The organism is Geodermatophilus sp. SYSU D00766, from assembly GCF_054049915.1.
The window spans coordinates 1-24,725 of sequence record NZ_JBJGYI010000028.1 but is presented as its reverse complement, the minus strand read 5'-3'; the positions used below and the strand labels follow the sequence as shown (position 1 = coordinate 24,725).

Genomic DNA, 24,725 nt, shown 5'->3' with positions numbered 1-24,725 from the left:
CCCCAGGAGCCCGCATGACCACGCCCGCCCCCACCCCGACCGCTGCCGCCGACGCACGCATCCCGGCCGCGCACCCCTTCACCGCGCACCTGCGGCGGGCCGCCGCCCTCGAGGCCGAGCGGCCGCACCGCGCCTGGACGCCGGAGGACGGGCCGCTGCCGAGCCTCTACCTGTCCCACGGCGGCGGGCCGCTGCCCTTCGCCGACCCCGGGTGGCTGGACCCGCTGCACGGCTGGGCCCGGGCGCTGCCCAGGCCGCGGGCGATCCTGGTCGTCAGCGCGCACTGGGAGTCCGCGCCGCTGTCGCTCAGCGCCGCCCGGCCGGCCGAGCTGGTGTACGACTTCGGCGGCTTCGACCCGCTCTACCACACCTTCCGCTACGACACCCCCGACGCCGGCGAGCTGGCGCGGCAGGTGGCCGGGCTCGTGCCGGACACCGAGCAGGTGCACCAGCACGCGCGCCGCGGGCTCGACCACGGCGCGTGGGTGCCGCTGAAGATCATGTACCCGGCGGCCGACGTCCCGGTGCTGCAGCTGTCCCTGCCCACCGAGGACCCGGACCGGCTGCTGGCCCTCGGAGCGCGGCTGCGGCCGCTGCGCGAGTCCGGCGTGCTGGTGGTCGGCTCCGGGCACATGACCCACGGCCTGCCGTTCCTCACCCGGGAGAACTTCACCCGCAACGAGGTGCCGGGCTGGTCGGCGGACTTCGACACCTGGGCCGCCGACGCCCTCGCCCGCGGCGACGTCGCCGAGCTCGCCCGCTTCCGCACCGCCGCGCCGGGCATGCCCTACGCCCACCCCACGGTGGAGCACTTCACCCCGCTGTTCGTCACCCTCGGCGCGGCCACCGACCCCACCGCGCCGGTGACCACCACGCTCGACGGGTACGGCGTCGGCCTGTCCCGGCGCTCCTTCCAGGCGGCCTGACGCCGGCGGGGTCGACTGCCGCGGGGACGTCGACGACCGCGACACGACCCGCTCTGGCGGGCTGACCGGGGGGTCAGCCCCGCGGCGGGAGCACCGGCGTGCGGCCGAGCTCGGCGCGCGCGATCGACCGCAGGTGGACCTCGTCCGGGCCGTCGAACAGCCGCATCGCGCGGTGCCAGGCGTACATGGCGGCGAGCGGGGTGACGTCGGACATCCCGGCGCCGCCGTGGACCTGGATGGCCCGGTCGATGACGCGGGTCGCGGCCCGGGGGACGGCGACCTTGGCCATGGCCACCAGGTCCCGGGCGGTCTTGTTGCCGTGGACGTCGATGACGTGGCTCGCGCGGTGGCACAGCAGCCGGGCCTGCTCGATCTCCAGGCGGGACTCCGCGATCTGCTGCTGCACCACGCCCTGGTCGGCCAGCGGGCCGCCGAAGGCGACCCGCTCCCGGGCCCGCGCGGTCAGCAGGGCGAGGGCGCGCTCGGCCGCGCCGAGAGCGCGCATGCAGTGGTGGATCCGGCCCGGCCCCAGCCGCGCCTGCGCGGCGGCGAAGCCCCCGCCCTCCTCCCCGACGACGTTGGTGACGGGCACCCGCACCGCCTCGAAGGACACCTCGGCGTGCCCGTGCTGGTCGTGGTGGCCGAGGACGGGGTGGTCGCGGACGACGGTCACGCCCGGCGTGTCCCGGGGGACGAGCACCATCGTCTGCTGCCGGTGTGCCGGCGCCGACGGGTCGGTCTTGCCCATGAGCACGAGGACGGCGCACCGCGGGTCCATCGCGCCGCTGGTCCACCACTTGCGGCCGGTGATCACGTACTCGTCGCCGTCGCGTTCGATCCGGGTGGCGATGTTGGTGGCGTCGCTGCTGGCGACGTCGGGCTCGGTCATGGCGAACGCCGAGCGGATCTCCCCGGCGAGCAGGGGCTCGAGCCAGTCGCGCTTCTGCTGCTCGCTGCCGAGCAGGTGCAGCAGCTCCATGTTGCCGGTGTCCGGGGCGGCACAGTTGATCGCCTCGGGCGCCAGGTCCAGGCTCCAGCCCGACAGCTCGGCGATCGGCGCGTACTCCAGCTGGGTCAGTCCCGACTCCGCCGGGAGGAACAGGTTCCACAGGCCCTGCGCCCGTGCCCGCCCCTTGAGCTCCTCGACGACCGGCGGCACGACGTGGCCGTCCGGGCCGGCCGCCCGGCGGGAGGCCAGGTAGGCGGGCTCGGCCGGCAGGACCTCCTCCCGCATGAAGGTGACCATGCGGTCCCGCAGCTCGCGGGCCCGCGTGCTCGGCGCGGGCAGCTCGTGGTCGGACACGGGGACCTCCCGGGGGACGGTGGGACCGGCCCCACCGACGCTAGGGCCACCGCGGGCCGGGGGGCCAGGCACGGAGGAGGACAGGGTCCGCGCGCCGCCGGTCGCCCTAGGGTGCTGGGGGAGGACCCCCGGACCGGGTCGTCCCCGTCTCCGCGGAGGAGCCCGGCATGAACGCGGTCGAGTACGAGCAGCGGGACGGCGTCGCGCGGGTCCGGCTGGCCGACGCCGAGCGGGGCAACCCCCTCACACCGGCGACGGTCGGCGAGCTGGGCCGGGCCGTGCGGCGGGCCCGCGCCGACGACGTGCACGTCGTGGTGCTCTCGGCCGCGGGCCGGACCTTCAGCGTCGGCGGGGACGTGTCCGCCTTCGCCGCCGCCGAGGACGTCGAGCAGGTGGTCGACGACATGGCCGAGTCGCTGCACCGCGTCGTCAGCGACCTGCACCGGCTGGACGCGGTGGTGGTCTCGGTCGTGCAGGGCACCGCGGCCGGCGCCGGGGTGCCGCTGGCCGCGGCGGCCGACCTCGTGCTCGCGGCGGAGTCCGCGCGGTTCACCCTCGCCTACACCCGGATCGGCTTCTCCCCGGACGGCGGCAGCACGCTGCTGACGGCGTCGGTCGGGCTGCACCGGGCGCTGCACCTGGCGCTGCTCAACCCGGTCCTCTCGGCGGAGGAGATGCGGGCCATGGGGGTGGTGACCCAGGTGCACCCCGACGCCGAGCTCGAGGGGGCCGTCGAGGACGTCGTCGCGGCGCTGCGGTCGGGCTCGCGGACGGCGCAGGTGGCCGCCAAGCGCCTGCTCCGCGACGTCGCCACGCCGAACGCGGAGGCGGCGCTGCGCCGCGAGACCCTGTCGGTCAGGGCCGCCGCCGCCAGCGCGGACGGGCGGGAGGGCGTGGCGGCGTTCCTCGGCAAGCGCCCCCCGCGCTTCCCGAGCAGCACGCCCTGACCTATCTGGCGAGGCATCCAGGGGAGACCTGAACCCGTCGCTCGAGGGCGGTCGCCCGGACCGAGGCGTCGGCGCGCCCCCGGGGGCGACCGGGTGGGCGTCACCGGACGGTCAGCAGGTCCTCCAGCGGTCGGCGCGCCTCGGCTTCGATGCGGGCGGCACTGTCCGCCTCGCCCAGCCGGTCGGCGAGTGCGGATCGGGTGTGCGCCCACGTGGTCCGGTCGGTGGGGAACACGGCCGCACCGACCGACCGGCGGACCCCCTCGGCCGCGCCGGTGAGGCGGGCGGCCCGCTCCGGGTCCCCGGCCTCCACGGCGACGGCGGCCAGCCCGTCCAGTGCCCGGGCGCTGGTCTCGCGGCTGTCGAGGGCGCGGCCCTGCTCCAGCGCGTCCCCCAGCACGCGGCCCGCCTCGTCCAGGTCCCCTCGCGCGGTGTGCGCCAGGCCGAGGTTCACCAGCGCGTTGCCGAGAACGATCTCCGTCGGGACCGTCCGGGCGACCGCGACGCTCTCCTCGAGCACCGGCACCGCCTCCCCGGGGTCGTCCCGCAGGAGCAGCGCCGCGCCCAGGAACAGCAGCGCGAACGCGAGGCCCCACCGGTCGTCGAGCCGGCGGAGGTCCGCCACGGCGGCCCTGAGCATCGCCTCCCCCTCGGCGGGGTCGGCCGCCGCCACGAGCTGTCCGAGCGGGACCGCCGCCAGGGCGGCCGAGCGGCGGTCGCCGAGTGCCCGGTGCAGCTCGACCGCCGTCCGCAGCGCCGGGAGCGCGCGGTCGTGGTCGCCCTGTCCGAAGCTCAGCATCCCGACCACCAGCGACGCGGAGGCGCGCTCGGCGTCGGTGATGCCGGAGCTGCGCGCCAGCACCTCCTCCATCCACCCGATCCCGGGGCGGAAGAGGCCGTGGACCCACCAGAACCGCCACAGCGCGAGCCCGAGCTCGGTCGCCTCGTCCTCGGCGCCGCGGTCGAGGCACGTCCGCATCGCCGCGCCCAGGTTCCGGGACTCGACGACGTACCGGTCCAGCGCCGACGGGTCCGGCCGCCCCGGCGGTGCCGGCTGGATCGTGAGCGCGAACGCGCGGAAGAAGGCGGCGTGGGCCGCGCGGATCCGATCGGCCTCCCCGCTGGCCGCCAGACGCTCCTCGGCGAACTCCCGGACGGTGTCCAGCAGGCTGAACCGCGGGTCCCCGGAGTCCGGTGCCCCCACCCGGACCAGGCTCTTGTCCACCAGGGAGGCCACCGCGCCGAACACGTCGGGCACCCGCTCGTCGGCGCACACCGCCTCGGCGGCCGGCAGGGTGAAGCCGCCGACGAAGACGGCCAGCCGGGCGAAGGCGACCTTGTCCCCGGCGTCGAGCAGGTCGTAGCTCCACTCCACCGTCCGGCGCAGGGTGTGCTGCCGCTCCGGCAGGTCGCGGGGTCCCCCGGCCAGCACGGTGAACCGGGAGTCCAGCCGGCGCAGCAGCTCGACCGGGTCGAGCAGCCGCACCCGGGCGGCCGCGAGCTCGATCGCCAGCGGGAGCCCCTCGAGCCGGCGGCAGATCTCGGCGACCGCCCGCAGCTGTGGCTCGTCCACGGGGACGTCGGCCCGGACCGCCCGGGCGCGGTCGAGGAACAGCCGCACCGCCTCGGTCCGGGCCACCACCTCGACCGGCTCGCTGGCCCGGCCCGTCTGCAGCGGGGGGACGGCGACCACGTGCTCGCCGGTCAGGTGGAGGACCTCTCGGCTGGTGGCGAGCACGGTGAGTTCCCGGGCGGCCTCGAGCAGCTGCGTGACCAGCGGTGTCGCGTCGGCGACCTGCTCCAGGTTGTCCAGGACCAGCAGCACCTGCCGCGGCGCCAGGAACGCGGCGAGCGCGTCCTGCGGCGACCGGCCGCCCCCGTCCGACAGGCCGAGCGCGGTCGCCATGGCGGAGGGCACCAGGTCGGACGCGCGCACGGTCTCCAGCGGCACGGCGGCGACGCCGTCCCGGAACGCCTCCTGCAGCCCGGTGGCGACCTGCAGCGCCAGGCGGGTCTTGCCGATGCCGCCGGGCCCGACGAGGGTCACCAGGCGCGTGGCGGGATCGGTCAGCAGCTTGCGCAGCTGCGCCACCTCACGCCGCCGGCCGACGAACGAGCTGGTCGGCGCCGGCAACCTCCACCGCGGACCGGGCGCCCCGCCCGCCGTCGCCCCCGGGAGCTCGAACCGCTCACTGAGCAGCAGGGCGAGGTCGTCGGCGACCAGGGTGGCGAGCTCCTCGGCGGTCCCGAAGCTGCGGTAGGACAGCCCGTCGGACCCGATGCGGTCGATCATCGTCGCCAGCCTCGGGTCCCGGTCGGGCGCCGGCGTCTTCAGGTACACGAGCTTGGGCATGTCCTTCGCGGCGAGGTACTCGTCCTCCAGCCCCGACAGCTCCTGCCCGGGTGCCACCCAGCCGTACGACTGCCAGTAGACGCCCACGAACACGTGGCTCTGCTGCAGGTACGCGAGGTAGAGCTCGCGCGGCGGGTGGGGCCGGGCGCCCAGCTCGAAGAGCACCGGGGTGAACCGCAGCCGCTCGACGGCGGCCTTCACCGCTGCCCGCTCGGCGGCCAGCTCCTGCATGGTCGAGCTGATGAAGACCCGGAGCCGCTGGTCCGGGGTCCGGATGGGCACAGCGGTCCTCCCTCGGCGGGTGAGGCGGTCAGGGGCGCCGCGACGCCGTCGAGCGCGGCCGGCCGGCTCGCGGCGTCCTCACGGAGAGCCGACGAGGTGGGGCCGGGCACGCTCGGCGTCGGATCCCTGGCCGATGCCGTCCACAGTCGTCCTCCTCATCCGGGAGCACGGAGGTCGTGTGCCGGATGATGCTCCGGCTGTCCCGGCGCGTCACCCCTGCTCTCCTCGCGCGGTCGCGCGGCGCCGCGCGGGCTGGGTCGGTCGCCGCGCGACCTGCACGGCATCGACCCCGCGGACGCGCGGGCGACCGGCCGAGGCGTCGCTCGCCACCCGCCGGCGCCGATCTCCTGCCTCGCTCGCGCTCGGCGACCGAGAGCTCCGCCGGCATCGCCTCGTGCCCTTCCGGCTCCTCTCCGGCCGTCGCCCGGGCAGCCGGGAGGCCCGCCGGCACGGGATCGGGGGAGCCCGGCGCGGTTCTCATCGCGCGCGGCGCCCCCTCACGGTGATCTGATCACGTAGTCCGTCGGGTGCGGTGTGCCGGTGGTCGTATCGGCGGTGCGCGTCTCCCCGATCGACGGGGTCGTGCCAGCGTCGCCCCGAACGTGATCGCCTCCGGGTGCCGGGACACCGATGTCGCCACGGTGGTGATCGGGCGTCGCTCGACCGGCCGACGGAGAAGCCCCCATGCAGTGGGTCCGGGAGTAGGGTGCCGCCATCGCGCCGCACGCCCGGCCGGCGGCTACCTCGACCTCGCCTCGGGCGATGGCCGATCCAGGGATGGCGGGGGACCACGACGCCACCCACCAGCGGTTGTGCGAGGTCGACCGGCCCACGACCCCGGCAGCCCGATCCACCTCGACCTGAGATCAGGCACTGAGGAGGCCACCGTGAAGGCGATCACTCGCACCGACCTGCCCGTCGAGATCGAGGGCGGCGGCGTCGACTTCCGCGCCGACCGCTTCGGAGACATGACCGTCGCCTGGGTGCGACTGCCCGCAGGCACAGACCTGCGCCAGGCGCTGACCGGGCTGCCGGGCGACCGGTGCCCCTGCCCGCACTGGGGCTACATGGTCGACGGCCGGCTCGCGATGCACGGCGAGCAAGGGGTGACCGAGTACGCGGCCGGCCAGGCCTTCTACTGGGAGCCGGGCCACGCTCCGGTGGCGTTGACCGACTGCGAGTACGTCGATGTCTCGCCCTCCGAGGATCTCGAGCGAGTGATCAAGCACATCCAGGGTGGATGAGCCGGGGCCGCCCCGGGGGCGACGTTCCTGGCCGGCTGCGGGCCGTCACCTCGCCGCACCAGGAGGTGGACCGGCTCGACCGGACGACGGCTGGACGCCAGTCGCACGAGCTGCCGGCTCGGCCGTCTGCAGGGCCTGGCAGCGGCCGCTTCGGCGCCTCCAGGGAGCGGCTGGAGGAGCACGCGAACAGGACCGGAGGACAGGGGTCGTCCGTCGATCGGGCGCTGCGCGCTGCTTGCCTCGAGCGCCGGATCAGTCGTCCGCGCCGGCCTGGCTCCTGGCACGGCTGGGCTGCACCCGCATCGGCTCGCCCGGCGTCTTCGGGGAGCGAACCACCAAAGCGCTGTTCAGAGCGGCAAGAGGCCAGGTCGGCCGTGAGCGAAGTCGGGTGGGTCATCCGGCGGGTTCTCGCGCCCGGAGACCGCCCGGATGCCCGTCCCGTGCCCGATCCTCGTCCTCGCCCCGCCGTCGAGCCGGCCATCCATCCGTCCGGTACGGGCGTGGCGACAGGGCACTGGCCACGGGCCTCCCTGCTGCGTCCGAGGAGGAGCACAGCGCTTCCGCACACGCCGTGCCGGCAGTGAGGTGCCGGTCAGCCGTAGACGTCGGCGCGGTGCGAGATGCGCACGACCCTGACGAGGACCTCGTCGTCGTGGATCGAGTAGATGACGCGGTACTGGCCCCGTCGCGCGGACCGGTAGCCCTCGAGATCGAAGCGCAGCGGCTTCCCGACGCGGTAGGGGTCCGCAGCCAGCGGCCCGTAGAGGAAGTCGACGACCGCGACGGCCACCGGTTCGGGGAGGTCCCGCTCGATGGCACGCTTGGCCGCTGCCGAGAGGACGACGGTGTGACGACGAGGGCCGGTCACCGCCGGCGGGCCGCGAGTGCGGCCCGCACCTCGGCCTCGCCGTAGACCTCACCGCCGGCCATCGCCTCCTCGGCCTGCCTGATGTCCGAGCGTGCTCGAGGATCGGAGAGGATCTCCAGGGTCTCCACCAGGGACTCGTAGTCCTCGACGGCGAGGATGACCGCGACCGGGCTGCCGTTCCTGGTGACGGTGACGCGTTCGTGCGTGCCGGCGACCTCGTCGATCACCTGGCTGAAGTGCGCCTTGACCGCCGCCAGCGACTGCGTCGTCATGACCTCGATTGTGGTCATCTAACCAGCCATGGTCAAGGAGCTCGGCCGGGGTCGCCGGGGGATGCGGTGTGGTCGAAACCTCGCAGCAGGGGGATCGACGGCAGTCGTGATCCAGCCACCTGTCGCGACGTGGAAGCTCCGAGTTCGAGGCCGGCCTCGCCGAGGGGCGCCTGCAGCGCTCGGGGCCATGCGTCGTCGTCATCGTCGATCGAGCGGCGACCAGAGGAGTACGCCAGCTCCACTGGAGGATGTGGCTTGTCCGTCGAGTGATCGCTGGGCTCTGCTGGCGTCGAGCCCTGACTCATCCGTCCGCGCTCGTAGGACGCCTGGTCCTGCTCGGTTGGACCCACATGGGTTCTCCCGGCATCCTCGGGGAGCGAGATCCGAGAGCGCTGTTCAGAGCGGCAAGACCGCAGGTCGCGGGTGAGCGACAGTGGGCGGGTTGTCGGGCGAGTTCCCACCCCCTGGTCAGCGCTCGAAACAGTTGCTGTGCCGCCACGACCACCCTTCACGGTAGTGGTGCCGGCTGCCGCACCTGACGCCGATCGAGCCGCCTTCGGTGATCCGCGGGTGAGAGGTCCCGGCGCCCGACCCCGTGCGGGGGGCATCACGGAGACGAGCATCGCCGGGGTTTCAAGAGGCCCCTCGACCACTCCGATGAGGGCGGTCAGGTTACGCCGGCTGGTCGTCGGGTGCGCTCGACCGCCCGGTCTCGTCGCAGGCGCGGGAGGTCCTTCGCCGCGCCTGGGCCGACCGAAGCGCGAGGCGGGTGAAGTAGGCCGTCCGGGCGTGCCCCGCCCGGCGTGCCCGTTCAGCCGGTGACAGCACGCCGTCGGGGTCGACCTCGCGCTCTCCGAGGATGGTGGCCGCACTGACCGGGCCGATGCCGTAGAGCGCGGTCAGCCCGGTGGGCACCTGCTCGACCGCGGCGGTGATCAGGCCGGTGACCTCCTGAATCTCTGCGGTCAGCTCGGCCAGCCGCTCCAGCCGGCGGCGGGTCAGCTGCGCCCGCACGCTGCTGTGCCCGGCGAGCAGATCCTTTGCCGCGGTGATGAAGGTCGGCCCGGTCAACCGAGGCACGGTGGCCTGGTAGCCGGGATGCAGGCCGTGCAGCTCGGCGTGAGTGCGGCTAGCAAGGGCGGTGCGCTCGGCCACCAGCTGGGCTCGGTAGTCACACAACGCCCGCAGGTCGGCGGCCTGCCCAATGGGCAGGCGCACCGGTGGCAGGCCCGGTTCGCGGGCGGTGATCCGGGCGATGGCGACCGCATCGTCGGGATCGGTCTTGCCTCCGGCCGGGCGGGCGGTGCGCTCGCGGGAGGTCAGGCTGGGCGGCACCTCGACCACCTCCAGACCGCCGGTGAGCACTAGGCGCACTGCGGCGCCGCGGCCGTAGTTGCCCGAGCCCTCGATGCCCACCCGTTGCACCTGGTGGCGCCCCAGCAGCTCCTCAAGGGCGTCGAAGCCGGTCTCGGTGTTGGCCAGCTCGGTGACCGCCACCGGTCGGCCGCGATCGTCGATGACGGCCACGGCCAGGGTGTCTTTGTGCGTGTCGATGCCGGCAAGCACGCCGACTCCTTTCGCGTCGACTCTGCGCTCGCGACCGCCGAGGTCCCGGGCGGAGCGCACGCACCTGCGGGCCGCCGCGGCCCACGCTCCTATCAGGCGTCAACCGTCCAGGACATCGGCAGGCGTCACCGGCGGGCACTCACTGCGAAGGCCACAGATGATCACGACGGGCAGCAAGACGTCGAGCGTCGCCGGTGACGCCCGCGAGCACCCCGCTCGGCGACGGGGCGTCTCTTCGTACCGCAGGTGCAAGAGGTGTGACGGCTCGCGATCTTGAAATCTCCAGCGGTGCAACCGTGCGCCAGAGAGAGGCCGGTGACCGACTCGCCGGGGGGCTCTGAGGCAGGCGATCAAGTGTCGCGTCGGTGGTGCACGGGGAGCGGTCGGTGGGTGGTGCCGCCGTTGGCATCGGGCCGTCTTTCATGGCGCTGCGGGAGCTGTCCCCGGATGGCGCCCCGTCACCAGGCGTGCCCGCGGGGTCAGGCGAGACGGCTGTGCTGCACCGCGGGAACCAACCAACGCCTGTGGAGCCTGCCCCTGTTCTCCGGAGTGGCGTAGGGGGTGGACGTAGTGGTGCGTCGGTCCATCGGGCGAAGGACCGTGCCGTCAAGCCGTCGTCAAGGTGTCGCGGGGACTGTCGTGCGCAGACGCAGGAACACTTCCTCCGGGAGGACTGATGGCGTCGCTCGCGCACGGATCACCGGTCGGCATCGTCTTCCGACGACTGGATCTCGACGACGATCGGCGCCAGGCCCGACGGCTCCTGTCGCACAGCGAGCTGGCGAGCTACGAGGTCGGCTGTGTCTGGTACGGGTTGTGCGACTTGACAGTGGTCGGGCCCAGCAGCCTCGCTGCGGCGGTGGTGGTCCGTCCTGTCGAGCCCGGGACGACGCGCCTGTGCGGTCTCGCCGTGTCGGAGGCGTATCGCGGCCGTCGGCTGGGACGGCGCCTGCTGTGCGAGGTCGCCGACCGGCTGCGCGCATCGGGCGTCGAGCAGATCATCGCCGGGGCTGTCCTCGAACCGCACGAGGAGGCGCTGCTCGCGCAGGTGGGATTCGCGCCGCAGGAGGAGCCTCCGGATGGTGGGCCTCGGTCGTTGCGCCTGCTGCTGTGAGGTCGAGCGGAGCGTGGAGGTCGGTCTCGGCAGCGCGCCGCTGCAGCAGGACGGAGCCCTGCTCGCTCGCCACCGTCAGCGCCTGCTGCAGAGCGCTGTGAGCCTCCTCGTAGCTGGGCGGAGCCAGGCCGACCAGGCACAGCGCTCGCAGGCGGTGCAGCTCGGACTCGTACAGCCGCTCACCGGTGAGTGAGACCTGGGCGATCCCCTCATCGATGAGCCGCAGGGCCTCCTCGGGCCGGCGATCTCGCAGATGGGCCTCGGCCAGCAGCCCGAGTCCCCAGGCAAGGAGGTGGCGGGCACCTCCCGTCTCGATCTCGTCGAGGTGGCGGCGGAGCTCGGGGATGGCGACCGCCGGATCCGCCTCCAGGGCGGTCACCCAGCTGAGCACGACGGCTGCGTATCCGCCCGGCGCGGGGAAGTTCCATCGGGAGGCCAGGTCCAGTGCAGCGGTGGCCCAGGCGCGGGCGGCCGTGAGGTCGCGGCGCAGGCCGGCCATCAGGGCGGCTCCGGTCAGGGCGGCGGCGCGCACGAACGGCTGGTCGTCGGGGGATCCCGCGACGGCTGCCCTGACGAGGCCGGCGGCTGCCTCCAGTTCTCCGAGGAGGTCCAGCACCGCGGCGAGCTGGAGTTGCAGTGTCACCTTGGGCGGGACGAGCTCGCGGGCGTCGTGCGCTTCGCTCGCCAGCCGCATCCCCAGCTCGAGGTGTTCCTTGGCGGAGGTCGGGCGTCCCTGCGCCCACAGTGTCCGTCCCAGTGCCAGGTGGCCGACGACGACCTCGGCCGGGTCGTCGCTGCTGTGGGCCAGCTCCACGATGTCCTCGGCCAGGGCTCGGGCGAGCCGATGGTCGGCCCGGGCGAAGGCCACCTCGTACAGGCTGCGATAGGCGGCGAGTACGGCCGAACCGTCCCCGATCTCGTTGGCCAGATCCCGGGCGCGGGCGAAACTGGCCCAGGCTCGTTCGGAGCCCGTGCCGTGGAGTTGCACCAGCAGCGTGCCGAGGCGGAGCTGGACGTCCAGCTCGGACGCCGTCCGGCTCGCTGAGGCAGGCGTGTCGGCGAGCAGGTCCAGGCTGCGGGAGAGTTGGCGCTCGGCTTCTTCGTGCGCCCGGGTGTCCAAGCAGATCTGCGCCGCCGCCATCACGTGCGGCACCGCCCGCTCTGCACCCGTCACCGATGCGGCCAACCACCAGTGATGGGCCACCTGCAGCACGTGATCGGCATCCTGGCGGCGGCCGGCGGACAGCGCTGGGGCCACCCGCGCGTGCAGCCGAGCCTGACGGGCTCGGCTGATCTCGCCGTAGACGGCTTCGCGGATCATGGCGTGGGCGAAGCGGAAGCGCCCCACTCTCGCGGAGTCCTCGGTGACCAGTCCGGACAACACGCTGAGCTCCACGGCGTCCAGCGCGTCGTCGTCGTCGAGGCCGGTCACGGCGCGCAGGACGTCCAGATCGAACTCCTGACCGATGACGGCGGCGACCAGGAGGACGGTGCGGCTCTGATCCGGGAGGCGAGCGAGGCGCCGGCGGAGGACGTCACGTACGCCGACGGGGATCTGCTGCGCCACCAGCGATGCCGCGTCGTCGGTCGTCCGTGCCGGCCAGCCACTGGCGTGGAGCAGGCGGAGGACCTCCATGACGAAGAACGGGTTCCCTCCGGTGCGGTCGCTGACGAGCCGGGCGAGCCGCTCATCAGGTGCGCTGCCGAAGTGGGACACCATGACCGTGGCCACGTCGGCCGGGCCGAGGCCGGCCAGCGGGAGCCGATCCACCGGGGCCGTCCGCGCCAGCTCGGCCAACGTGTCGGCGAGCGGCTCGCCGCCGTCCAGCGTCCGGTCCCGGTAGGTGGCCAGGACCACGACCGGCGCGTCGTGCAGCGTTGCGGCCAGATGGCTCAGCAGGCGTTGGGAGGCGACGTCTGCCCACTGCAGGTCGTCGAGGACGAGGAGGAGGCGTCGATCCCTGCTCAGGTGGAGCAGTGCCGCGGTTGCCGCCTGGCACAGGCGGAACCGGGAGGTCTGCACGTCCAGCAACGGTGCGGGGGCAGGGGGCGTGCCATCGGAGAGCTCCGGCAGGATGGGGGACAGCTCAGCGGCGTGCGGACCGAGCGCGGCCGCGGCTGAATCGACGGTGACGGCGCTCAACAGCTCACGGATCAGCTGGGTCCAGAGCCAGAAGGCCAGTGTTCCGGCCTCCTGATCACTGCGACCCCATGACACGGTGATGCCGGATGCGCGGGCGCGGCGGGCAGCTTCCTCGGCCAGTCGTGTCTTCCCGATCCCGGGCTCGCCCGTTACCAGGATGACCCGCCCCCGGCTGGCTGATGTGCCGGCCAAGGCTCGGTCGATCACCCGCAGTTGTGGCTGGCGTCCCGCCAGCCCATCGGTCACATCGGGATGCGCGCCGTCGACGGCGACGCCGGTCGTAGGCGCGGTCTCCAGCGCGGGGGCGAGAGCCGGCCCGGGCGCCGCGAGGTCGACACCGACTGCGGCCATCCAGTTCAGCTGCGCCTCCTGGCGCAGGATGTCGCGTTCCAGCATCCGCAGGGCCGGACCGGGGTCGAGGCCCAGCTCCTCACGCAACTGCGCACGGAACCTCTGGTAGGCCTGGAGTGCTTCGGCCTGTCGCCCGCCGAGGTACAGGGCGGCCATGCGCAGGCCTTGGAGCCGCTCGCGGAACGGGTGCTCACCTGTCAGCTGGTCGAGCTCGGCGACGATCAACGCGTGTCGGCCGACGCGGAGATCGGCGCTGAGCCGGTCCTCCAGGGCGGTCAGCCGTAGCTCCTCCAGCCGGCTCCGCTCCGCCTGGACGAAGGACGCATCGGCGAAGTCGGCGAGGACGGGGCCGCGCCACAGTCGCAGGGCCTCGGCGAGCGTGTCAGCCGCGCGTGACGCATCGCCGGTGCGCAGGAGCGTGTGTCCGGTCCGCGCGAGCGCCTGGAAGCGGACGGCATCCAGGTCGTCGTCGGCGACCACGATGCGGTAACCGGGTGCCTGGTTGACGAGGACCGATGCGGGTGCACCAGCTGGGCGTTGCGGTTCCAGCAGGCGACGCAGATGTGACACGTAGGCGTGCACCGAGGCCAGGGACTGCGGGGGTGCCTGTCGGCCCCACAGCTCGTCCACCAGGCGGTCGAGCGACACCACCGTGCCGGGGTCGAGCAGCAGGATGGCCAGGACAGCGCGTTGCTTGGGCCGGCCCAGGGGCAGCGGCCGGCCCCCGTCGAGGACCTGCAGCGGCCCCAGGATGTCGAATCGCACCGCACCGCCCTCCCCGAGGCTGCCGGTCTGCCGTCAGGCCATCATGCCGCCCGGTCGGCGCTCCCGTGCGGCTCCCCGGCGTCGCGGGGTCTGAGCCGCCGCCGTCAAGCCGACGCCCACGATCCGTCAAGGACCGGCACCGACGCTCCTCTCGCGGGCGCCGGCCCGTCGGCGCCTCGCCGTCCGTCGTTCCGCTCCTCGAGGAGGACACCGTGGACATCCCTCAGTTCCTCGCCGATTTCGGTGACTGGGCCTTCGACCGCCACGCCAACGTCCTGAGTTGGTACATCAGGCCGCTGTTCCTGATCCCGCTCGCGTGGTTCGCCCATCGGCGCAGCGGCTGGGGGATCGCCGGCACCCTCGTCGCCCTGGCGAGCAGCATCTTCTGGTTCCCGGCGCCTGCCCAGCCGGACCCGCGGGTGCTGGAGTTCCTCGACTTCGAGCGCGATTGGCTCACCGGTAACTGGGACGCGCAGAAGGTCCTGCTCTCGTTGCTGGTTCCGCTGTCGCTGATCGCCTTCTGCCTGGCGTTCTGGCGGCGGTCCGTGCTGTGGGGGCTGGTGATCCTCAACCTCATGGCCGGCGGCAAGCTGCTGTGGGGCGTCGTCGCCGGGGACGGCACCGGGTGGGCGATGACGGTGCCCGCGCTGGCCGGGCTGGCGATCGGCAACGTCGTCTTCCTCTGGATCCTGCAGCGGCAGCGGGCACGCCGGCAGCGCGACGTGGACGAGCCGGTCCCCCCGTCCCTGGTGTCGTCGGCAGGGTCGTCCCGATGACCGGTCCGGTCGGTGCCGGCCCCGACCTCGAGCAGCGGGTGAGCGCATTCGACCCGTCACCGCCTCCGCGCCGGCAGCCTCCGGGGGAGGAGGCGGAGATCAGCCCCCGCGGTCGGGATGCCAGCCGCGGGGGAGTTCCGGTGGCACCGGACAGTCGCTGGACGGACGAGGCGAGGACGGGAGTCATCACCGTGGCCGTGCGCGGAGAGGCGCCGCCGTCGATCTCTCCGAGCACCGGGCGGCCAGGTGCGCTCGGTGATCGAGCAGTGCATCCTCCGCGCGAGGCAGACGTTCGCGTCCGGCAGCGGGAGTCCGGCTCCCCGCGATCGGCGCCGCCAGATGGCTGCACCTCGACGAGCGCCCTGTCAGTTCTTCGGCACCGGGCCCGTCATCAGCGTGCCGCCGTGCTCGCGGGCAGAGCGGAGGAGCTGGCCGTGATCAGCCGCGTGCTCGACGACGTGCGCCGGTCCACCGGAGGTGCCCTGGTGCTGAACGGCGGCGCCGGCACGGGCAAGTCGGTCCTCCTCGACGCCGCTCGGCAGCAGGCGGCCGGGGATGTGGCCGTCCTGGTCGCCCAGGGAGTCGAGTCGGAGTCCGAGTTGCCGTTCGCAGGACTGCACCAGCTCCTCCGGGGCGCGCTCCAGCACCTGCCACGGATCCCTCTCCCTCAGGCCGACCAGCTCCGAGCGGCGCTGGGCCTGATTCGCGATGGTGCGGTCGACCGGTTCCTGGTCTCGGCGGCCGTGCTGAGCCTGCTGGCCGAAGCCGCCGAGGAGCGGCCGCTGCTCTGCCTCATCGACGACGCGCACTGGTTCGACGCCGCCTCGGCCGACGCCCTGGTCTTCACTGCCCGTCGGCTGCAGGCCGAGCCGGTGGCGCTGGTCTTCGCCGCCCGCGACGACGCGAGCCGCCGATTCCCTGCCACGGGGCTGCCGGAGTGGCGACTGCGCGGCCTCGACCCCGCCTCGGCGGCGCAGCTCCTGGGTGCGCCGCTGGGGGCCGACGTGCCGCTGGACATCGCTACCCGGCTGACGGAGGCGACGGACGGCAATCCGTTCGCCCTGGTGGAGCTGCGCGCCGCTCTGACTGCCCGGCAGCTGACCGGCGCGGATCCGCTGCCGGTTCCGTTGCCGCTCACCGCGGACCTCGTCAGCGTGGCCTTGGACCAGTTCCGACGTCTACCGGCCCCGACACGGACGTTGCTCCTGGTGGCCGCCGCTGATGACTCCGGGAGCGCCGGCACCGTGTTGCGCGCCGCGGAAGAACTGGGCATCGATCCGGAGGCCCTGTCGCCGGCCGAGGCCAGCGGGCTCGTGGCCGTGTGCGGCGACGACCTCGCCTTCCGGCATCCCCTGGTGCGCTCAGCCGTCGTCGTGGGGGCGCCGGCCCCGGACCGGCGCGCTGCCCACCGTGCGCTGGCCACGGTCCTGACAGATGACGCCGATCGCTGCGCCTGGCACCGGGCGAGCGCAGCGGTGGGTCCCGATGCCGAGGCGGTGGCCGGACTGGTCGCGGCTGCCGACCGCGCCCGCGAGCGTGGCGGTCACGACGCCGCGTCCGCAGCGGCGGAGCGGGCGGCGCAGCTGTCCTCCGCCGCCGAGGCCTCCCCGCACCTGGTACGAGCGGCGGTCGACGCCTGGCTGGCCGGCCAGACCCAGCGCGCCCGGGACCTGGTGTCCCTGGCCCGTCCGCACGCCACCAGGTCGCTGCGGTGCGAGCTGGACCGGTTGACCGGGATGATCGAGCTCCGCTGCGGGCGACCGGCGGAGGCGTTCACCCTGCTGGTCCGGGCGGCCGAGGAGGCGGGGAGCGGCAGTCAGGCGGTGCGGCTGCTCGCGGAGGCCTCCGAGGCCGCGTCGATCGCCGGCGACTTCCCCGGCTGCGGGGAAGTCGCCGCCATCGCCGACCGGTGCGGCCGGCCGGCCCGCCCGGACGACGCGGTGATCCACGACCTCGTCGTCGGGATGGGTGCCTTCCTCACCGGCGACCGCGAGCGTGCCGTGCCGCTCCTGCGGCAGGCCGTGACCGCGAGCCACCAGCTCACCGAGGTCGTGCCCGTCGCCCAGGCCGGCCGGGCGGCCTGGTACCTCGGGGACGAGGCCGGTGCGCAGGTGCTCGTCGAGCGGGCACTGCAGCTGGCGCGCGATCGCGGTCAGCTGGGGCTGCTGCCCTACACCCTCGACCGGGTCGCCGCCTGCGAGGTCGTGGCCGGGCGCTGGGCCTCGGCGACGAGCTACTACGAAGAGGCGCTCGAGCTCGCTCGCACCACGGGGCAGGAGGAGGTGGTGGGGCACCTGCTGAGCGGTCTGGCGCTGTTGGCGGCCTCCCGGGGGCAGGAGCAGACGCTGCTCTCGCTGGAGGAGGAGTTCCGCCGGGTCGCCGAACCGCGCGGGCTGCTGCTGCCCCGGGAGGAGGTGGTCTGGGCGCGAGGCCATCTGCACCTGGCCGCCGGCCGCACGGCCGAGGCGTTGGCCGCCTTCCGGATGATCACCCACCCCGCGGTCCTCGCCGCGTCGCTGGTCGACCGCGTCGACTCCGCCGTGCGCGCGGGCGAGGTCGAACTCGCCCGCTCCTGGCTCGCGTCCGCCCTGCCCGGGGCCGGTGCGACCGACGTCGTCCAGCTCCCCGCCGGGCCGGCGCACGCGCGCGCCCTGCTCGACGACGATCCCGAGGCGGGCCTGCGGCACGCCTGCCGCCCGAACACCCCGGGTCGGCCGTTCGACCGGGCCCGGGCCGCGCTCGCCCTGGGGGAGACCCTGCGCCGGAGGGGGCGCCGACTCGACGCCCGCACCGTCCTGGGGTGGGCGGTGCAGGAACTCGAGCAGCTGGGCGCGGAACTGTGGGCCGACCGTGCCCGGCGCGAGCTGCGCGCCGCGGGGCGGTCGATCCGTTCCGACCGCCCCGGCCCGAACGCCGCACTGACCCCGCAGGAGCTGCAGGTGGCCCGGTACGCGGCCGAGGGCCGGTCCACCCGGGACGTCGCCGCCCTGCTCTACCTCTCCCCGCGGACCATCGACTTCCACCTGCGCAACGTCTTCGCCAAGCTGGGCGTCGCGTCCAGGACCGAGCTCGCGCACCTGCCCCTCGAACGGCTGGCCGGCCCTCGCACCGAGAGCCGCCCGCGGCGAGCGGGCTGACCGGGTCGGCGCACGGCGACGCCCGGAGGTCATGACCGGTCCGTCCGCGCCAGCGACGACCGGTCCTCCGGCCTTCCCTCGGGGGGCCGGACCGGCAGCCGGAAGGCCAGCACGGCCAGCAGGACCGCGGCGAGCGAGACGGCGGTGAGGGTCACGGTCTGCAGGACCTGGTCGCCGGTCGTCTCCAGGACGTGCAGGTGCTCCTGGTGGTAGAGCTGGTGCGGCAGGTTGGCCACGACCGCGGCCAGCCCGGTCGCGCGCGCGAGCCACACACCACCGGTCAGCAGGGCGACGAGGGCGACGACGCCGAGGACGAGGTTGCCCTGCCCCACGTCGCGGAGCAGGTGCTCGTTGTAGGGGCCGTCCACGCTCACCCAGTGGCGGCCCAGGCCGGGGAAGTCCCGGTAGAAGGACTCGGGCGCGAGCATCTGCCAGCTCCCGATCACCAGGCCGAAGAAGGTGAACCAGGCCAGTAGGACGTTGACGGTGCGACGCATGGATGTGCCTCCTCGTCGTGCAGGGGTGTCAGGCCACGGCGGCGAACGCCCGCCGGGCGGCGTCGACGGTCTCGTCGACGTCGTCGTCGCTGAAGGCGACGCAGATCCGGTTGTCGGTGAGGACGTAGGGCGGCAGCAGGACCCCCGCGTCGAGCATCGCGAGGCGGAACCCCTCGGCCCGGGCGAGGTCGGCGTCGACCGCCTGGCGGAAGGTGACGGGCGCCTGGGCGCGCCAGTTCACGCACCAGGCCGAGCCGATGCCGGTGACCACCGCCCGGACGCCGGTGTCGGCGATGGCCCGGGCCAGCCCCTCCCGCAGCCGGGTGCCCAGGCGGTCGAGCCGCTCGATGCCGCCGTCCTCGAGCAGCTCGATGGTGCGCCGCGCGGCCGCGACCGCGTAGGGAGCGGCGTTCTGCGTCCCGTCGAGGGTCACGGCCGGTCCCAGCAGCTCCATGAGGTCGGCTCGCCCGGCCAGGGCGGCGATCGTCCACCCGTTGCCCAGCGCCTTGCCGAACGCGGTCAGGTCCGGCGTGACGCCGGCGATGGCCTGGTATCCGCCGAGGTGGTGGCGGAACCCGGTCTTGACCTCGTCGAACACCAGGACCGCGCCGTGTCGCGTGCTCTCCTCGCGCAGCAGTTCGAGGAAGCCGGGAGCCGGGGCGGCGTTCGTGTAGCTGTGCAGGTACGGCTCGGTGAAGACGGCGGCGAGCTCGCGGCCCTGAGCGGCGAACACCTCCCGGACGGCGGCCGCGTCGTTCCAGTCGACGACGGTGGTCGTCGTCCCGACGTCCGGCCCGGCGCCCGCGGAGTTGGGCTCTGAGGGACCAGGAGCGTGTTCGGGGGAGACGTCGAAGTTGGCGCCGACCCCGAGGTCGCCGGCCCAGCCGTGGTAGTGCCCGTGGAACTTCAGCACGCGGGTGCGGCCGGTGGCGGCACGGGCGACGTGCAGCGCGTGCTGCAGCGCGTCGGTGCCCGTGGTGAGGAAGGCCACCTGCTCCGCCGAGGGCACGACCGAGACGATCGTCTCCGCCAGCTCGACCTCGCCGGCCTGCGGGCCCACCCAGTTCAGGTCGACCCGGGCGGCGGTCTCGGCCACGGCGGTGTTCACCCGCGGGTCGGCGTGGCCGATCACGATCGGCCCGTAGGACAGCAGGTGGTCCACGAAGCGCCTGCCGTCCGCGGTCCAGAGGTAGGCGCCCTGCGCGCGGGTGACGACGTCGGCGTACACCTCCCGGCCTCCCGCGGACACCCCGTGGGGGATGACCCGCCGTGCCCGCGCGAGGAGTTCGGTCCGGTCGACCCGACGGTCTTCGGCAGGACGCTGCAGAGCGGTCATGACATCTCCTCCGTCCCGGCGCCGACCTAGCGACGCCGCTGAAGGAGACGGTGCGCCGGCCGACGCAGGTGCGGACCGGCAGGATCACCGGGTTCCGCCTGCCTTCGGAGCGCCGGACCACCGGGAGGCGTGGACCCGATGCTGCGCAACTCGGCGGCCGGCGGGTCGCTGCGCGCCCACGTCGACGGGTCGCGCGACGGCGCAATCCCGGTGATCTCACCGGGGCACGCCGGACACGCGCTCCCTACCGTTCCCCCCGTTCGCAGCGCCGGCCGGGCGGCGCAGGCCGGGCCGGAAGCGGTCATCCGGACTGCTGCCCTCCAACACAGCCCGCATCCCCTCAACAAGGAGGTCGCCATGACCACCGTCCTCGTCACCGGCGGATCGGGACTGCTCGGCCGCGCTGTCGTCGACCGGCTCGGCGCCGCCGGCCACCGGGTGCGCGCACTGAGCCGCAGACCGGCGGACGTGCTCCAGCCGTCCGCCGATGCCGTCCGCGGCGATCTGCGCACCGGCTCCGGACTGGTACAGGCGGTGGCCGGGGTCGATGCGATCGTGCACTGCGCGTCCGATCCGCGCGGCTTCCAGGACGTGGACGTCGCTGGGACCGAACGGCTCCTCGCCGCCGCACGCGAGGCGGGCGGGCCGCACCTGGTCTACATCTCCATCGTCGGCGTCGACCGCATCCCCTACGCGTACTACCGGGCCAAGGCCGCGGCGGAACGGCTCGTCGAGGAGTCCGGGCTGCCGTGGACGACGCTGCGCGCCACGCAGTTCCACGAGTTCGGCCTCGCCGCTGTGCGACAGCTGACCCGGTCGCCGCTGGTCCCGGTCGTCCGGGGCTGGCGGTTCCAGCCCGTCGACGTCGGCGAGGTCGCCGACCGGCTCGTCAGCGGCGTCACCGCGGGACCTGCGGGCCGTCTGCCCGATCTCGGAGGTCCCGAGGTGCTCGGCCTGGCCGAGCTCGTCCGTAGCTACCTGACGGCGACGGGCGCGAAGCGGGCGCTCGTGCCGATCCCCGTGCCCGGCGCCTTCTCCGCGGCTCTCCGCTCCGGCGCCAACCTCGCACCGACCAACCGCGCAGGAGGACCGACGTGGGCGGACTTCCTCGCCTCGTCAGTCCCCGGCCCTCGGCGCGTCACCCCCGCCCAGCCGACCCGACCCCGGTAGCGCGACGCCGTCCCGACGCACACCGCCGAGCGTCTGCCACCGACAGGAGGCACGCCCCGGTGAGGACGCATGTGCGGATGGTGACCGGCGGGACCGGTGCCCTCACCACCCCCACCGCCGCCGGCCCCGACGTCGTCCTCCACCGGGCGACCCGGCGCTCCCTTCGGATCGGAAGCGATCGCCCCCGCGCTGACGGCACCTCGCCCGCACGTCGACTCGGCGTTCGCCGCCGGAGTGGGTGCCGTCGTCCACTGCGAGCGGAACCGATCGCCCGCCTGCACCGCCCGCTGCGCCACCGAGAGGGAGTCCATGGCCCGGCAGGACTTGGGCGTGACGCGACCGGCGGGTGTGGCCTTGCCGGCGTGGGCGAGGACGTCGACTCGTCCGCGGGAGCGCCGATCCCGAGAGCGCACGGGGACCGTGACGGTGACCTGGGACAACAACTGGAGGGAGAGGTGAGGAGCCATGTTGGTGATGGTTTCCACGGAACTGCCGTGCTCGGTCGAACGGGCGGGCGACGAGGTCATGACCTCCCGATTGCTGAGATACGTGTCCTGGCCGCTGATCGTCTTCGACGCCGTCGTTCCGCCGGAGCTGCCGGCGACGTGGAAGCCCGGCGACCACCTGGTCCGGATGCGGCTGTTCGGAGTGGTGCCGCTCGGCCGGCAGACGATCTCCATCTCGTTCCCGGTCGCCGCTCCGGGTCAGGTGCTCCTCCGGGACGACGGCTCGGGGCAGCTGCTGCGTCGCTGGGACCACCTGATCACCATCGAGCCCGGCAGCGCGCCCACACGCGCGCGGTACACCGACCGGATCGACGTCGAGGCCGGTCGGCTGACCCTGGTCGCGTGGGCCTGGGCGCACGTGCTTTACCGGTGGCGTCAACACCGGTGGCGGCGTCTGGCCGCCCGCGGCTTCCGGTACCCGAGGCTTGCGAGCAGGAGGTGGGAGTAGTGGTGAGGATCGTCGTTGGTGGCATGACGACGATCGGGTCCGAGCTGGTGGCTCAGCTGGCCGACCAGGGGCACCAAGCCTCCACGCGTTCTCACCGTGTTGGGTGCGTCCCACAAGCGTGACGCTGGGCCTCATGACGCCTCGGTCCGTGGCACTGGGTCGTGGCCAGTCGGTCACCACGACACAGCGGGCCGGGCTGACGCACACGTCCTCGAGTGAATCGGACCGCTACGAGGAGCTGCTGGTCCATCCGGCGGTCGTGCTGCTCCTGCGCCAGCGCGGGGAGATCGACTGCGGAGGACTCGATCACGTGGTCGTTCGGTACGGGCGCTTCTCCCAGATCGTGGTGTCGATCGAGGACGGCCACCTCTCGGTGGCGGTGGAGTTGCACGCCGACCCTCTCCAGGTCGCTCGGCTCGTGCTGGACCGGTTGACGCAGCCGTGAGCGGCGGCATGGGACACGGACCCGGGCTCATGCCGAAGTGCATCACTACGACGTCACCGTGCCGGACGGACGCCTGTGATTCCGCGTTGCCGCGTCGGTGGCGGTTGCGTTCTCCAGAGCCGTTGACGACCAGGACCGTCGGTGGACCGGGCAACGCCGTTCCATCGCCGCGGCGCCCCGCGGAGCAGGGGCTAGCAGCCACATGGCGTGAGTGGTCGGCGGGCGTGGCCCGGCGATGGCGCATGGCTCACGTCTCGCGCGGACGAGTGCCGAACTGGCCGGCCCACCGGGGACGGCGGTCGTTGCCACGGTCGGTCAGGCCGGCTCCGGACCAGCAGCAGCGCGCTCGTGCACCACGGTCCCACCTCCGGGTAGGTCACCGACAGCACCCGGTGGTCGGCCTCCATGGCCGTGAGGTGCTCGAATGCGGCCTCGGCCTGACCGGTGCCGCCGGGCAGGTACAGCAGAACTCGCGGCCCGGACCCGCCGGTCAGGTACTCCCACCGGGTGGCGCCGACCCGCAGCCGGCGCACGGGATGGGCGGCACGGAACCGCGCGAGCTGCTCGCGCCGGCTCGCGGGACGTGGGGACGCCCGGCCGATTCCGACCCGCTCCACCTCCGGGGCCGACCGGTCGGGTGAGGTCCACCTCCGGTCGCGCCGGCGCTGGGCGACCGCGACGGCGAGGGTGCGGACGAGCAGCGCGACGTCGCGCTGCCAGCCGCCCTCGACGGCGGCCAGGTCGCCGCCGGCGTTGAACGACGCGTGCAGGACACCGACCGCCAGGTCCCCACGGTGTTGGTCAGCGGTGAGGTGACCATGACTCGACCAGTGCCGGCGCTGTTCGAGGGCCCGTCGGGTTCGGAGGTCGAAGCGGAGCAGGAGGCAACGCAACTCTCGAGGAGGAGCAGCGACGAGCGGCCGGGGACCAGCGGCGGCCGGCGGAGGCGGCGGCAGCCGCTCGAGCCGCGGTGGAGGCGGCAACCGCAGAGGGGGCAGCGGCGGCTGCGGAGGCGACCGTCATCGAGGGGGAGTGCATCGGCTACGGCTGGAGCCCGGAGCAGGACGCGCAGATCCTCGACCTGGAGGTGCGGTGTGCGAACGGCACGGCCTCGGTCGAGGAGTGCTTCGGACCCGGCGCGGATGCCAACGGCAACGGCATTGCCGACGTCAACGCGTAGTCCGCCGGCTCACAGTCGATCGCCGAGACTGAGGCGCCGGTGGGCCTCGTGCGCGCGCTCGACCGCCGTGGAAGCCGCGAAGCGGGAGAGCATGTCGTCGCTACGCCAGCCGGCGAGCATCATCAGGTCCCTCTCCTGTCCTCCTCCGGCCAGCCACCGGTGGGCGAAGGTGTGCCGGGACCGGTGCGGGTGCACGTCGGCGACCCCGGCCTGCGCGGCGCGGAGGTGCAGCACGTCGCGGGCACCGTCGGGGGTCATCGGGCCGCGCTGGCCGAGCAGCAGCCGCGGCGACCGGGCATACGGGTGCAGGGCCCGCACCCGCAGGTAGCGATCCACGGCCTGCGCGGTCTTCGCGCCGAAGGGCACCACCCGCGGGCGGGAGCCCTTGCCGGTGACGTAGGCCAGCTCCCGGTCGAGGTCGACGTCGGTGAGCTCCAGCCCGCACAGCTCGGACACCCGCACGCCGGTGTCGAGCAGCAGCCGCAGCACCACCTCGTCGCGGCGGCCGAGGAACACCGCCCGGTCGAAGACGCCCGGCCGGCCGCGGCCGACCGCGCACGCCTTCAGCAGTGCGGCGATCTCCTGGTCGCTGAGGATCGGCACAGGCTTGTCGGGTGGGCTGGGGATCTCGATCCCGTCGGTGGGGGCCTTCTCCAGTTCTCCTTCAGTGAGCAGCCAGCGGCAGAACCGGCGCATGCCGCGCAGCCGGGTACCCACCGTGGAGGGCTCGCACGTCTCGGCCAGCTCGGCCAGCCAGGCGCTGATCGCGTGCCTGGTCAGCTCCTCCAGCGTCGCCGGGCGGCCGCGATCGGCCAGCCAGCGGCTGAAGTAGCGCACCGACTGGCTGTACAGCTCGATCGTGCGGGGCGCCTTGGCGGCGGCCCGCAGGTGCCGCCGGAAGGACGCCAGCAGGTCCTCGAGCCGGATCGCCACGGCGGCAGGTCATCCGGGGAACAGCGCTGTGCTAGATGTACTGACCGGGGAGGTTGGTCAGGCGGCTGATAGGTGGATGGCCGCCGATGCCGGTGTGGGGCCGGTGGTGGTTGTAGGCGTGCAGCCAACCAGGAAAGGCCGCGCGGCGGTCGGCCTCGCTGGT

Annotated in this window: 20 protein-coding genes; 10 read left to right on the top strand and 10 right to left on the bottom strand. The window is 74.0% G+C overall.

Annotation, left to right across the window (positions count from 1 at the left end; translation table 11 throughout):
* Window positions 1-14 precede the first annotated feature (14 nt).
* Window positions 15-926 carry a dioxygenase family protein gene (locus ACI8AD_RS18010; protein WP_456871896.1) on the top strand — a complete coding sequence of 304 codons (912 nt, stop codon included), beginning with the start codon at window positions 15-17 and terminating at the stop codon, window positions 924-926.
* A 73-nt stretch (window positions 927-999) separates the two neighbouring features.
* Here the strand turns inward: ACI8AD_RS18010 and ACI8AD_RS18005 are convergent, their stop codons facing one another.
* A complete protein-coding gene (locus tag ACI8AD_RS18005; RefSeq protein ID WP_456871895.1) occupies window positions 1,000-2,229 on the bottom strand; it encodes an acyl-CoA dehydrogenase family protein in 1,230 nt (409 codons plus the stop codon).
* Between the two features lie 167 nt (window positions 2,230-2,396).
* Between ACI8AD_RS18005 and ACI8AD_RS18000 the strand changes: the two genes are divergently transcribed.
* Window positions 2,397-3,176: an enoyl-CoA hydratase/isomerase family protein gene (locus ACI8AD_RS18000; protein ID WP_456871894.1), complete on the top strand. Its 780-nt coding sequence runs from the start codon at window positions 2,397-2,399 to the stop codon at window positions 3,174-3,176.
* A gap of 100 nt (window positions 3,177-3,276) precedes the next feature.
* On the opposite strand, the gene ACI8AD_RS17995 is transcribed toward ACI8AD_RS18000, so the two are convergent.
* Window positions 3,277-5,811 carry a DUF4062 domain-containing protein gene (locus tag ACI8AD_RS17995; protein ID WP_456871893.1) on the bottom strand — a complete coding sequence of 845 codons (2,535 nt, stop codon included), beginning with the start codon at window positions 5,809-5,811 and terminating at the stop codon, window positions 3,277-3,279.
* 887 nt (window positions 5,812-6,698) lie between these two features.
* Here ACI8AD_RS17995 and ACI8AD_RS17990 point away from each other — a divergent pair.
* On the top strand, window positions 6,699-7,055 hold the full coding sequence (locus ACI8AD_RS17990) for a hypothetical protein (protein ID WP_456871892.1): 357 nt from the start codon (window positions 6,699-6,701) through the stop codon (window positions 7,053-7,055).
* Window positions 7,056-7,647: 592 nt separating this feature from the next.
* Here ACI8AD_RS17990 and ACI8AD_RS17985 read toward each other — a convergent pair.
* The 3 genes from ACI8AD_RS17985 to ACI8AD_RS17975 form a co-directional block, all read right to left on the bottom strand.
* A complete protein-coding gene (locus ACI8AD_RS17985; RefSeq protein ID WP_456871891.1) occupies window positions 7,648-7,923 on the bottom strand; it encodes a type II toxin-antitoxin system RelE family toxin in 276 nt (91 codons plus the stop codon).
* Window positions 7,920-8,213 carry a type II toxin-antitoxin system Phd/YefM family antitoxin gene (locus ACI8AD_RS17980; RefSeq protein ID WP_456871890.1) on the bottom strand — a complete coding sequence of 98 codons (294 nt, stop codon included), beginning with the start codon at window positions 8,211-8,213 and terminating at the stop codon, window positions 7,920-7,922. Before ACI8AD_RS17980 ends, ACI8AD_RS17985 begins: the two co-directional genes overlap by 4 nt.
* Window positions 8,214-8,867: 654 nt before the next feature.
* A complete protein-coding gene (locus ACI8AD_RS17975; RefSeq protein ID WP_456871889.1) occupies window positions 8,868-9,761 on the bottom strand; it encodes an IS110 family transposase in 894 nt (297 codons plus the stop codon).
* Between the two features lie 676 nt (window positions 9,762-10,437).
* Here ACI8AD_RS17975 and ACI8AD_RS17970 point away from each other — a divergent pair.
* On the top strand, window positions 10,438-10,875 hold the full coding sequence (locus ACI8AD_RS17970) for a GNAT family N-acetyltransferase (RefSeq protein WP_456871888.1): 438 nt from the start codon (window positions 10,438-10,440) through the stop codon (window positions 10,873-10,875).
* Here the strand turns inward: ACI8AD_RS17970 and ACI8AD_RS17965 are convergent.
* Window positions 10,760-14,134 (bottom strand): BTAD domain-containing putative transcriptional regulator, encoded by a 3,375-nt coding sequence (locus ACI8AD_RS17965; protein WP_456871887.1) that lies wholly within the window; start codon window positions 14,132-14,134, stop codon window positions 10,760-10,762. The two genes, ACI8AD_RS17970 and ACI8AD_RS17965, sit on opposite strands and share 116 nt — an antisense overlap.
* Before the next feature lie 212 nt (window positions 14,135-14,346).
* On the opposite strand from ACI8AD_RS17965, the gene ACI8AD_RS17960 reads away from it, so the two are divergent.
* A complete protein-coding gene (locus tag ACI8AD_RS17960; RefSeq protein ID WP_456871886.1) occupies window positions 14,347-14,910 on the top strand; it encodes a hypothetical protein in 564 nt (187 codons plus the stop codon).
* A complete protein-coding gene (locus ACI8AD_RS17955) occupies window positions 14,907-18,047 on the top strand; it encodes an ATP-binding protein (RefSeq protein ID WP_456871885.1) in 3,141 nt (1,046 codons plus the stop codon). The genes ACI8AD_RS17960 and ACI8AD_RS17955 overlap by 4 nt, the downstream gene beginning before the upstream one ends.
* A gap of 29 nt (window positions 18,048-18,076) precedes the next feature.
* Here ACI8AD_RS17955 and ACI8AD_RS17950 read toward each other — a convergent pair whose 3' ends face one another.
* Together ACI8AD_RS17950 and ACI8AD_RS17945 are read right to left on the bottom strand one after the other, a co-directional pair.
* Window positions 18,077-18,544: a hypothetical protein gene (locus ACI8AD_RS17950; RefSeq protein WP_456871884.1), complete on the bottom strand. Its 468-nt coding sequence runs from the start codon at window positions 18,542-18,544 to the stop codon at window positions 18,077-18,079.
* 28 nt (window positions 18,545-18,572) lie between these two features.
* Complete coding sequence (locus tag ACI8AD_RS17945) at window positions 18,573-19,793, bottom strand: aspartate aminotransferase family protein (RefSeq protein ID WP_456871883.1); 1,221 nt, start codon at window positions 19,791-19,793, stop codon at window positions 18,573-18,575.
* Window positions 19,794-20,237: 444 nt separating this feature from the next.
* Between ACI8AD_RS17945 and ACI8AD_RS17940 the strand changes: the two genes are divergently transcribed.
* The 4 genes from ACI8AD_RS17940 (at window position 20,238) to ACI8AD_RS17925 (ending at window position 23,629) form a co-directional block, all read left to right on the top strand.
* Window positions 20,238-21,050, top strand: a complete 813-nt coding sequence (locus tag ACI8AD_RS17940) for an SDR family oxidoreductase (RefSeq protein ID WP_456871882.1) — start codon at window positions 20,238-20,240, stop codon at window positions 21,048-21,050.
* A 474-nt stretch (window positions 21,051-21,524) separates the two neighbouring features.
* On the top strand, window positions 21,525-22,004 hold the full coding sequence (locus ACI8AD_RS17935; RefSeq protein WP_456871881.1) for a hypothetical protein: 480 nt from the start codon (window positions 21,525-21,527) through the stop codon (window positions 22,002-22,004).
* Between the two features lie 148 nt (window positions 22,005-22,152).
* Window positions 22,153-22,449, top strand: coding sequence for a hypothetical protein (locus ACI8AD_RS17930; RefSeq protein WP_456871880.1), 297 nt, complete (start codon window positions 22,153-22,155; stop codon window positions 22,447-22,449).
* Between the two features lie 970 nt (window positions 22,450-23,419).
* Window positions 23,420-23,629: a hypothetical protein gene (locus tag ACI8AD_RS17925; protein ID WP_456871879.1), complete on the top strand. Its 210-nt coding sequence runs from the start codon at window positions 23,420-23,422 to the stop codon at window positions 23,627-23,629.
* Between the two features lie 9 nt (window positions 23,630-23,638).
* Here ACI8AD_RS17925 and ACI8AD_RS17920 read toward each other — a convergent pair whose 3' ends face one another.
* Both ACI8AD_RS17920 and ACI8AD_RS17915 read right to left on the bottom strand, forming a co-directional pair.
* Window positions 23,639-24,562: a tyrosine-type recombinase/integrase gene (locus tag ACI8AD_RS17920; protein ID WP_456871878.1), complete on the bottom strand. Its 924-nt coding sequence runs from the start codon at window positions 24,560-24,562 to the stop codon at window positions 23,639-23,641.
* Window positions 24,563-24,593: 31 nt separating this feature from the next.
* On the bottom strand, window positions 24,594-24,725 hold a 132-nt coding region (locus ACI8AD_RS17915; protein ID WP_456871938.1), incomplete at its 5' end, for an integrase core domain-containing protein.

Coding starts and splice junctions, on each gene's coding strand:
- ACI8AD_RS18010 (WP_456871896.1), top strand. CDS start 15: ATGACCACGCCCGCCCCCACCCCGACCGCTGCCGCCGACGCACGCATC.
- ACI8AD_RS18000 (WP_456871894.1), top strand. CDS start 2,397: ATGAACGCGGTCGAGTACGAGCAGCGGGACGGCGTCGCGCGGGTCCGG.
- ACI8AD_RS17980 (WP_456871890.1), bottom strand. CDS start 8,213: ATGACCACAATCGAGGTCATGACGACGCAGTCGCTGGCGGCGGTCAAG.
- ACI8AD_RS17970 (WP_456871888.1), top strand. CDS start 10,438: ATGGCGTCGCTCGCGCACGGATCACCGGTCGGCATCGTCTTCCGACGA.
- ACI8AD_RS17955 (WP_456871885.1), top strand. CDS start 14,907: ATGACCGGTCCGGTCGGTGCCGGCCCCGACCTCGAGCAGCGGGTGAGC.
- ACI8AD_RS17950 (WP_456871884.1), bottom strand. CDS start 18,544: ATGCGTCGCACCGTCAACGTCCTACTGGCCTGGTTCACCTTCTTCGGC.
- ACI8AD_RS17940 (WP_456871882.1), top strand. CDS start 20,238: ATGACCACCGTCCTCGTCACCGGCGGATCGGGACTGCTCGGCCGCGCT.
- ACI8AD_RS17935 (WP_456871881.1), top strand. CDS start 21,525: ATGGTTTCCACGGAACTGCCGTGCTCGGTCGAACGGGCGGGCGACGAG.